At 68.2% G+C, this 9,525-nt stretch carries 10 protein-coding genes; 8 read left to right on the forward strand and 2 right to left on the reverse strand.

Going from position 1 to position 9,525, the window contains the following annotated elements:
- A partial coding sequence (locus tag ACWGI8_RS32045) for an NB-ARC domain-containing protein (RefSeq protein WP_453666266.1) occupies positions 1-2,823 on the reverse strand: 2,823 nt, incomplete at its 3' end.
- 221 nt (positions 2,824-3,044) lie between these two features.
- On the opposite strand from ACWGI8_RS32045, the gene ACWGI8_RS32050 reads away from it, so the two are divergent.
- Together ACWGI8_RS32050 and ACWGI8_RS32055 are read left to right on the forward strand one after the other, a co-directional pair.
- On the forward strand, positions 3,045-3,359 hold the full coding sequence (locus tag ACWGI8_RS32050; protein ID WP_453666282.1) for a GFA family protein: 315 nt from the start codon (positions 3,045-3,047) through the stop codon (positions 3,357-3,359).
- A 56-nt stretch (positions 3,360-3,415) separates the two neighbouring features.
- Positions 3,416-4,147 carry a hypothetical protein gene (locus tag ACWGI8_RS32055; RefSeq protein ID WP_453666268.1) on the forward strand — a complete coding sequence of 244 codons (732 nt, stop codon included), beginning with the start codon at positions 3,416-3,418 and terminating at the stop codon, positions 4,145-4,147.
- A 157-nt stretch (positions 4,148-4,304) separates the two neighbouring features.
- Here the strand turns inward: ACWGI8_RS32055 and ACWGI8_RS32060 are convergent, their stop codons facing one another.
- Positions 4,305-4,730 carry a hypothetical protein gene (locus ACWGI8_RS32060; RefSeq protein ID WP_453666270.1) on the reverse strand — a complete coding sequence of 142 codons (426 nt, stop codon included), beginning with the start codon at positions 4,728-4,730 and terminating at the stop codon, positions 4,305-4,307.
- Positions 4,731-5,294: 564 nt separating this feature from the next.
- Here ACWGI8_RS32060 and ACWGI8_RS32065 point away from each other — a divergent pair.
- The 6 genes from ACWGI8_RS32065 to ACWGI8_RS32090 all read left to right on the forward strand — a co-directional run bounded on the left by ACWGI8_RS32065 (position 5,295) and on the right by ACWGI8_RS32090 (position 9,474).
- Positions 5,295-6,104, forward strand: coding sequence for an alpha/beta fold hydrolase (locus ACWGI8_RS32065; RefSeq protein WP_453666272.1), 810 nt, complete (start codon positions 5,295-5,297; stop codon positions 6,102-6,104).
- Between the two features lie 23 nt (positions 6,105-6,127).
- Positions 6,128-7,018: a helix-turn-helix domain-containing protein gene (locus ACWGI8_RS32070; RefSeq protein ID WP_453666273.1), complete on the forward strand. Its 891-nt coding sequence runs from the start codon at positions 6,128-6,130 to the stop codon at positions 7,016-7,018.
- 304 nt (positions 7,019-7,322) lie between these two features.
- Complete coding sequence (locus ACWGI8_RS32075; RefSeq protein ID WP_453666275.1) at positions 7,323-7,715, forward strand: hypothetical protein; 393 nt, start codon at positions 7,323-7,325, stop codon at positions 7,713-7,715.
- A gap of 177 nt (positions 7,716-7,892) precedes the next feature.
- On the forward strand, positions 7,893-8,246 hold the full coding sequence (locus ACWGI8_RS32080) for a DUF317 domain-containing protein (protein WP_453666277.1): 354 nt from the start codon (positions 7,893-7,895) through the stop codon (positions 8,244-8,246).
- A 100-nt stretch (positions 8,247-8,346) separates the two neighbouring features.
- Positions 8,347-8,637 carry a hypothetical protein gene (locus ACWGI8_RS32085; RefSeq protein WP_453666279.1) on the forward strand — a complete coding sequence of 97 codons (291 nt, stop codon included), beginning with the start codon at positions 8,347-8,349 and terminating at the stop codon, positions 8,635-8,637.
- 15 nt (positions 8,638-8,652) lie between these two features.
- Positions 8,653-9,474: a DUF317 domain-containing protein gene (locus tag ACWGI8_RS32090; protein ID WP_453666281.1), complete on the forward strand. Its 822-nt coding sequence runs from the start codon at positions 8,653-8,655 to the stop codon at positions 9,472-9,474.
- Positions 9,475-9,525 lie beyond the last annotated feature (51 nt).

A 9,525-nucleotide genomic window follows, 5' to 3' on the forward strand; every position in this document is an offset into this window, starting at 1 on the left:
GCCGGTGATGGTGGCGGTGCACCTTCCCGTGACCCGGTCCCAGATCCGCACCTCCTCCCAGCTGCTGGTGGCGAGCCAGGTGCCGTCGGGGGAGATCACCACCGAGCTGACCCAGCCCCTGTGGCCGGTGAGGGTGGCGGTGCACCTTCCCGTGACCCGGTCCCAGATCCGCACCTTGCCGTCGCCGCCGCCAGTGGCGAGCCAGGCGCCATCAGCTGAAATCGCAATCGAGGACACGCTGCCGACTCGCCTAGCGTCTGAAGACACAACACCATCAGGGATCCAGATCCGCACCGTCCCGTCGTCGCCGGTGCTGGCGAGCCAGGTGCCGTCGGGGGAGATCGCCACCGACGCCACCGAGCCGGTGTGGCCGGTGAGGGTGGCGGTGCACCTTCCAGTGGCACGGTTCCAGATCCGCACCGTTTTGTCGTTGCCGCCGGTGGCGAGCCAGGTGGTGTCGGGGGAGATCGCCACCGACTGCACGGAGTCGGTGTGGCCGGTGAGGGTGGCGGTGCACCTTCTCGTGACCCGGTCCCAGATCCCTGCCGTCCTTCCCGTTTCCCGGTTCCAGATCCGCACCGTTTTGTCGTTGCCGCCGGTGGCGAGCCAGGTGCCGTCGGGGGAAATCGCCACCGACTGCACGGAGTCGGTGTGGCCGGTGAGGGTGGCGGTGCACCTTCTCCCGACCCGGTCCCAGATCCGCACCGTCCTTCCTGTGACCCGGTCCCAGATCCGCACCTTCTTGTCGTGACAGATGGTGGCGAGCCAGGTGCCGTCGGGGGAGATCGCGACCTGGGGCACCACGCTGTCGTGGCCGGTGAGGGTGGCGGTGCGGGTACCGGTAGCCCGGTCCCAGATCTGCACCCTCCTCAGGTCGCTGGTGGCGAGCCAGGTGCCGTCGGGGGAGATCGCCACCGAATTCACCCAGTCTCTGTGGCCGGTGAGGGTGGCGGTGCACCTTCCCGTGACCCGGTCCCAGATCCGCACCTCCTTGTAGCTGCTGGTGGCGAGCCAGGTGCCGTCGGGGGAGATCGCCACCGACTGTGCTGACCACTGGTCGTGGCCGGTGAGGATTCGTTGGAGGGCTGGGTCGACATCGGGTAGTGGCCATTGGTTGCTGAGGACAGGCTGCTGGGCGGGATCGGTTTGGCGGGCGATTACCTGTTCGCGCCACTCCGGTTGGTCCTGTAGACGGCTGTACAAGATGCCGACGAGAGAGCGCTCGGGCTCCGTCGGCGTCAGGAGGTGAGCGGCTCGTGCGAGGCTTCGGGCCTGCGCGCGGGCTTGCGGGGTGCCGATATGTGCGAGGTCGCTCAACGGGGCGGTGGGACCCCGTTGGGTGATGCGGGCCTCCACCCAGCGGATGTCGCCGGCTGCGGCTTCAGCCTCCGTGGTCCGGCCAGCTGCCTGGAGGTGCTCGATGAGGTGATCCACGAGGTATCCGTCGGGCAGTTGCCACCAGGCACGGCTGGGTGCCGGAGTGGTGGCCGCGAGGGGTTCTGCGGCGGGCAAGGTTGCGGCGGCCTTGTCGATGAGCACGCTGTGGAGAACGCTCAGGTTGGCGTCGCCGAGGTTCGCGCGGAAGTAATCGCGGATGACGTCGTGGACGCTGATCCGGCCGCCCTGGGCGGGGGAGAGGGCGATCAGGGAGAGTCGTTCCAGAGTCGCGCAGAGGGTACGAGTCTGTGTTTCGGTGAGCCCGGCTGTGGCCTGCCACAGCATGCTGACCAGCGCAACAGGGATGGCTTCATCCTCGGCGAAGATCGCCAGCTCGGTGAAACGGTCGGCTGCGCCCGGGGGCAGCAGCTGGGTGGCTGCCTCAATCGTGGCTTTGACGGCTCGATTGCGTTCTCGAGGATCGTCGAGCCCCCAGGATGCAGCTTGATCATCCACCATGGCGGGACCGAGGGTGCGCAGTTGCCGCAGTGCGGTGCGGGCCGCATCTGCAGGGTCGGCACCGGTTGAGGTCTGCTCCGCGATCAGCCGGTTGGTGAGCCGCAGCAATAGCGCCCACCGGCCGGTGGCCTGGAGGAGGTCGTCGAGCAGATCCGCCGGGATGGAGGGAAGACGCCAGGTCAGTAGTGCCCGGGCTTGTTGTGGTGCCATCTGGTCGACGTGGATTCGGCGGCTGCCAGACGGGAGAAGGGACGGGTTTCGCGTCGTGATCAACCGCACGCAGCGGCGGCCGATATGGCGAAACGGGGCCAGTTGCTCGTCTTCCCACACGTCATCCAGGACGAGCAACGTACGAGGGCGCTCATCAAGGAGACCACCCAAGTGCTGGCCGGCCAGGTCAGGATCGTCGAACTCCACGGTGTCGCCGGTGATGAACCGGGTGACTTCGGCAACTTTGGCTGCGACGGCAGCTCGCCCCCTGACGTCACGGCCGATGGTGACCATGTAGATCCGACGGCGATAGAGCCATCGCACGCGCCAGTGGGCGCACACCGCGGTGGCGAGAGTGGTCTTGCCGAACCCGCCAGCCCCGGACAGGCCCGTGGTGATGCCCACGGGCCGGACACGCCAGCGTCCCACCGCATTGACGGCTTGCCGGGTTTCTGACCGCGCCACGAACCACTCCGGCACGGCCGCGGGTGGAGGCGGCGGTGGATCGTCCTGACCAGCACGTGGATGCACCTGCAGCCAGGTCACGAAGATAATGGCGACCACGGAGATGCCGAGGAGAACTCCAACCCAGGGCCATGGGTCCTGACGCAGTTCGTCCAGGATTCCGGGCCAGCGGGCCTGGCTGGTTGCCGCGTTGGCTGCAATCGCCACGGCGGCTGCCAGCAACAGGTTGATGACGGAGAAAAAGACCGTCACCACCGCGAATGTCCGTCCCCGCATCCCGCGCCCCCGAATGCCGCACTGGTTCCCGTCGAGAGCGGGACACTATCGGCATTCCCCTGCCGGGTCAGCGTGATGCTGCAACCCGGCGCAGCGGAGAAGAAGCCAGCCTTCCGCTGCCGTTCCAGCGCGGCCCGGGCTGGCCCAGCCAACCCTCAGCCAGCCCGCCGAGCTGAACACAAGAACTTGACAGGGAACTGTGCTCGTGCGAGCACTGCACGTGCCTGTCCGGGGCGCCGGCGATGGCCTGGGTCGGATTCCGCAAGGACGCCCTGAAGTGGACAGGCCCCGCAGGCGAGCCGACGTACTTCTCCACCTGGCCGACGCTGCACCGAGGTTCCTGCCAGCGCTGCCGAACCCAGCTCACCTCCGTTGCCGACGGCTCGGACATGATCATGGTGACGATCTTCAGCCTCGACCGCGGCGCCGAAGTGGTCCCAGTCGGACATAGTTACCGCGAAGAGGCGGCGCCGTGGTTGGCCGTTACCCTCGCCCCCGATCCGCAGGGGTGATCGTGACCGTGGCAGTGGCGCCGATCTCTCGGTGGCGGCACAGCTAGCCTTCCGGAGTGATCGAGCCCTCCTCGCTGCCCGGAGACCCCACCGAGCTGCATCTGCGCATTTCCTACGACGACGAACTCTGTGACACCCCGCAGGCGGACACCCTGGAGCGGTGGGACGTGGCCGTGCTGCACCGGCGGCGTACGCATGACGGCGGCCAGGGCCCGGCGCCGAGCAGCGACTGCGTCACCGCGGACTGCCGGTCGTGCAGGGTGGAGGATGTCGCCGTCGGGTCGATGACTTTCTACCGGGTGCATCTCGACCGCGGCCGGAATGCCTACTGGGCCATGGAGGAGGAATCCGACGAGCTGTACGAGACCGCCCAGGTCCTCCTTGACCCGCAGACGGGTTCGTTCACCAGCGAGGTCGGCGAGCTGCTGGAGTACATCGGCTCCGCGCTGCTCGTCATGGACCGGGTGACCTTGGATCCGCAGTGGCGCGGCCACGGCCTGGCGGCCGTGCTCGGCATCGAGGCGATCCATCGGCTCATGCCCGGCTGCCGGGCCATCGCCTGCTCACCCGGCATTACTGACTTCAGCAGCCAGCGTCTGAGGGATCGATCCGAGTGGGACCGCGTGAACACTAAGATCGCCCAGGGATGGGAGCGCATCGGGTTCCGCCTGTACCGCGACAACATCTATCTCGTCTCGCCCGCCTCGCAGGACCTGGAGGAGCAGCGCAGCGTACTTCGGGGGCGGCTCGCGGAACTCGGCGCATCCTGGAGGACCGCGACCTCCTGATGGCTCACCGCCGCAAGCACCTCCGGACCAGGATGCCGTGTCGGCTCGACGTTGAGGCTGGAGGTCTCGTCGCGGAGGCCAGGGGCAATTCTTCGCTCCCAGTGGATGGCATGGAAGCGACGTCGGGCACTCAGCGTTCTCCGCCAGGTGAGAGTGATCAGGCAGTGGGCCCGGGAGCTTGTTCCTCGCCAACCTTGGCGAGTAGGCCGACGCACGCTTCGCGCCACAGCTTGTACTCGTGCTTCTCCAGGACGTGGAATGCCTCGTCCATCGGGAACCCATCGCCCCGATAAGGAGTCGGCTCCTGGACCCGTTCGAGGAGACTCTGCAGTGCGACTCTCGGATTGTCCGTGTCGGCAAGCCGATCGTCACCGAGGACGAACTGGGCTTCGGTGCCTTCACTGACGTAGTGGCGGGTGCGCTCCCAAAGTGCGAAGTAGAGCTGCGTTCTGACGACCTGCTCCAGCATGAACGGGGTGTACGGTTCGCCGTCCTTGGCGGCCCGCTGCACGCGCTCCTCGGCCTCGGCGTGCCGGTCCCGCGCGATGCTGGCCAACCGCTTCACCTCGAACTCGATCTCCATGCATCCCCCTTGTGAGTCACTGGCTACGCCGACTCTAGCTACCGCCAAGTGCATACGCCGCTGAGAACGCCCGGCTGTCTGGATGGCGGTGTGCCCGACTATTCGTCCACCCCGACGATGAGAGCCATCCCATCGTGTCGCGAGGCCCATTGCGCATCGACGCCCGGATTTGTGCATCGTCTGCGCGTCCCCAACCGACAGTGCGCATAAAGACGTGGACCCTACAGGTGCGACTGTAGGTTCTCAGGCTCCGTGTCATACGGCGGCGCCGTGACCTGCGGTTCCGTCTGGCGTCTCACGTCGCGTCATCCGCCGGCTGTCTCAGCTTCCGTGTCATTTCCTCAGCTCTCGTGTTCTGTCCTGTCGCGGTGCAGCTGGCACGTGGGGACTCGGCGACCTGTATGAATGCCAGGTAGTTCGAGACTGCCGATGGCTGTCGATCTCAAACGGTCTGGCTTTCGCGGAAGTCCCGCTCGCCATGGAGACGGAAGTCCTGGCGATCGTCGGCCCCGTGACGACATTTGTACAAGACCGAAGGCCGGCAGCCCAGGCATCCTCCCGTGTATGGGTATCTACGACGGTAAGCATGTGCACGGGATGCACGTGGTCCACGACGGCCCGCGGGAGGCGCCGCCGATAGTGCTCATCCACGGATCGGGGGCCTCGGGCAGCTCCTGGGGCCCGGTAGTGCCGGCGCTGGCCAGCCGGTATCACGTCATCCGGATCGACCTCCCGGGCCACGGTCAGTCCCCGCCCGCGCCGTCGTACGAGGTGCCTGAGCAGGCAGCCGGCCTGGCCGCGGCGCTCGATGAGCTCGGCCTTCGTCCGGTCACCGTGGCCGGGCACTCCAGCGGCGGATACATCGCCACCGCGCTCGCCGAGCAGCGCCCGGACCTGGTGGGTTCGCTCGCACTGATCAGCAGTGGCCCGAGTCCCGACGCGCTCCTTCCGCAGCCCGTCTTCCTTCGGGTCCTGATCGGCCCGCCGCTCGGCCCGCTTCTATGGAGAGTCCGTTCCGACGCGATGCTCCGCCGGGGGGTGACCGCGGTGTGCAACCGCCCGGTGGACGTCCCGGACGACTTGGTCGCCGAGGTACGGGGCATTGGCTACCGCACGTTCAGGACGGTGCTGCGCCAAAACGGCGCGTACATCGCCGAGAGGAGCGTACCCGCGCGCCTGACCGCACTCGACGTCCCGGTTCTGGTGATCTTCGGCGCTGCCGACCCCCGCTGGGATCCGTCTTCGGCGCACCACTACGACACGGTGCCGAACGCGCGAGTCGAGCAGCTGCCCGACGTCGGGCACTTCCCCATGCTCGAAGCGCCGGAGGCGACCGGCGAGTTGCTGCTGCGCTTCGCAGCGACGGGCCGCTGACACCCATCGCCTACCCTGGTGCTGTGAGGTCCACCGAATCACCACCTGACGGGGCGTCGGTGGAGGTCGCCGTGCCCCGGCAGCCGGGCCGGCTGCCGGGGGTCAGCATGGCTGGGTTCCGCCAACGTGCTCTGGCGCGCGTGGATATCGCCATGGTCGCGCACCCCTCGGTGACTCTGTTCGTGGACCTGAGCGACGGAGACAGCCTTGTCTACGACGCCCACGGCCGGCGCGATTGCGGCAGCACGGTCGTTGGATTGGTACCGGGCGATCTTCGGCTCGGAGGCCGGGCGGCCGGCGGGATCGAGTGCCTCCAGATCCGGTTGTCGCCGGTCCTGGCGGTTGCGGTGTTCGGCGCATCGACCGACCTCAGCGGGACGGTGGTCTCCCTGGAGGATGTCTGGGGCCGCGACGCCGGGCGAGCCGAGGAAAGGCTGCGGGCCGCCGCGTCGTGGGACGAGCGGTTCACGATCGTAGTGGATGCCCTTGGCCGACGGATGAGTGCCCGCCCGTCGCTTGATCCAGAGGTGGCCGCTGCCTGGTGGCTGATGCTCACCAGCCGGGGACGGGTGCGCGTCGACAGCCTGGCGAACGAGGTGGGATGGAGCCGTAAGCGCCTGTGGTCCCGCTTCCGGTCCCAGATCGGCCTCACCCCCAAGCACGCCGCCCGGCTGGTGCGCTTCGACCACGCCGCCCATCTCCTCGCGGCGGGTAACGCCGCCGCCCAGGTGGCGGCCACAAGCGGCTACGTCGACCAGGCCCACCTCCACCGCGAGGTCAAAGCGTTCAGCGGGGTGACACCCACCGCCGTAGCCGCTGCGCCGTGGCTCGCCATCGATGACATCGCGTGGCCGACCTCGTTCGCGGACCTGACACCGTCGACGTCTCCGATGCGTCAGGTTCCGGCGAAGTGAGCTGAGGTCCCACGAGAGACGAGGCATCGGCTCTCAGCACGTGCCCGGATGAGAAGCGGACAGCACAAACGAGAACGGGTGGGAACCCGACAGGTTCAACGCGACAGGACATGTTCGATGCGAGCCGCTGACCTGGAACATGACATCGGCGTGAGACTGCGCCGGAGAAAGTGACGCTGGATTTGTGACCCCACAGCTGTCCAAGGACAGCAGTTTGTCCCGTGACAGCGAACCTTGAGCGCGTGCCATCGAAGGCTGATGACTGCTGAGTCGTGCCAACGTGGATTGACCGTAAGGTGGCCCGATGTTCGATCGGCTTGAGATCAGAGTGCTTCCCCCAGGCCCGCGATTTGCTGCACAGGTGCGGTTTTGGGTCAACGGGGAGGACGTCGTGCACGGCGCCGTGAACGGTGTCGTCGGCGATGGAGGCCGCGGGCCTTTTGCCAAGGACGCACTGCCTGCCGACCGCCCCAGCCCTTTGCGCGCTACGGACGAGGCCCGGCGCCTGTTCTTCGGTGAACCCGAATGCACGGCCGGCTGCTGCGGCGGCCTCAGCGCCGTCGTGCAACGAAGGGGAGGCATCGTGTGCTGGACGGACTGGGAGGCTCCGCGCCACGAGACCCCGCCGCGCGACTTTCACTTCGAGGCCACCCAGTACGACGCCGAACTGGCTCGGGCAGAAGCTGACCGATCTTGACGAACGGGCTGACGGAACCGCGCAAACTTCGATGGCACGGACTCAAGCTTCGCTGTCACAGGACACAGTTCGCCGGGGGCAGACAGGAAAGATCGCGGAAAGACTGGCCAAGGTGTGCGAGGGCATGTCAACGTAGACGACCTTGCAAGAAACCCCAGGTCAGAGAGGTGATTGCCCGTGACCGTAGCGCCCGTGGGCCCCGGTTTCTCCACCACCGTCGAAGCCCTGCGGCTGCGTGAGTGGCAGCTCGGCCCCGGCCAACCCACGCTCGTCATGGACCAGTTCTCCACAGAGGACTTCCACCTGATCGTGGACGACCGCACGGACGTGCACGTCAGCTCGAAGGACGGCCGTTTCTACCTCGGCTGGTTCCCGCTCGGTCGCCCCGGCACCGACGGTGAGGGATGGACGATCGCGGTCACCGGCACGGCCAAGGTGCCCGGCTATCACCTGTCGTTCGACACCGAGACGCCGGCCGACATCGTCGCCGCCGCCGTGGCGCGCGCGCTGGAGACATCGCGTCGCGTATGACCGTGCAGAGCCCACCGGAAGCCCTCACTCGGGCCGGCTAACTGCCGGCCGCAGGCCCGCTCCTTCGCTCCCCGTTTCCCCTCACCCCAGGAGGCTGTTCGTGATGTCCCCGGAGATGACCGTCGGTGATCTCATCGACCTGCTGTCCGCCTGCGACCGGAGTGCTCCGGTCCGCCAGGCCATGAACCCCTTCTTTCCGATGGCACACCGCCTGGCGCAGGTCGTGCAGTCGGTGGACGAAACCGGCCGGACCGTCGTCTACCTCGCCGAAGGGCGGGACGAGGACGCACAACTCGGCCATCTGCCGCCCGAGGTCGCCGTCGCCCTGACCTGGCAGGGCCCCGTCCAGGCACCTCCGCGCCGCCCCCGCCGCCGTGCCGGCGGCAACTAGACCCGAACCGAGCCCTTGGAGGCGCCCCTGTACCCCGACTTCCCGCTCGACCCGTCCACCCCGAGCGGCGAACAGCCCGCGTTCTGGGTCGGTCCCCGGCATCTGGCCGGTGACGATGGGCGCCTCTACGACGCCATCGCCGACACGCTGTCCGGCCTCGGCTGGACGAGCCTGACGATCGTCCGCGGACGGCACGAGCCGGACGAGGCACCGGAGGACCGTCAGGTCCTGCGGAGCACCGTCCTGCACATCAGCCCCGACACCCTCCGATGGGCGCAGTGGAGCCTGGCGGACGAGCCGTTCCACCTGGGAGACCTGCCGATCGCCTGGCAGATCTCCGCCCGAGCGGACACGAGCAGCCCGCTCGCGTCGTGGTCGGTCTACTTCACCACCGACGTCCCCGGCGAGGCTGTGGCCGACTTCCTCGTCGCGCTCGACGCCCGCGACCAGCCCGCCGTGCCGCTCGCCGGCCTCGAGCTGGTCCTCGACGCCGTCGCCGCCCACGGCTGGCTCCGCGACATCGACCAGCCCCACGCGGCAGCCACGGACCCGACGTTCACCTCGCACATCAGCCTCGGAGAGGTACCGCCCCTCATCCAGGACGCCGACCCGCGCGCCCTGACCACCGAGGCCGACGAGGCGGGGCCGGCCGGATGGCAGGCATGGGCCGAGCCCGCGCTCGGCGCACCCTGCCTGTGGGCAGCCTCCTTCGGGGCCAGCGTCCCGCACGACCTCGTGGCAGCTTTCGCCGCCTCCCTCAGCTCGACCGCGCCGGTCCTGCGCCGGGTGCTGCCCGAGGCCACCCAGGAGCGCCTCCTGCGCGCGCCAGCCATCTAACATCCCGCGCACGGTTCCCGACGCACGCAGCCCGGCCCCTCCAGTTTGGAG

The sequence above is a fragment of the Streptomyces sp. NPDC054841 genome (genome assembly GCF_053611045.1).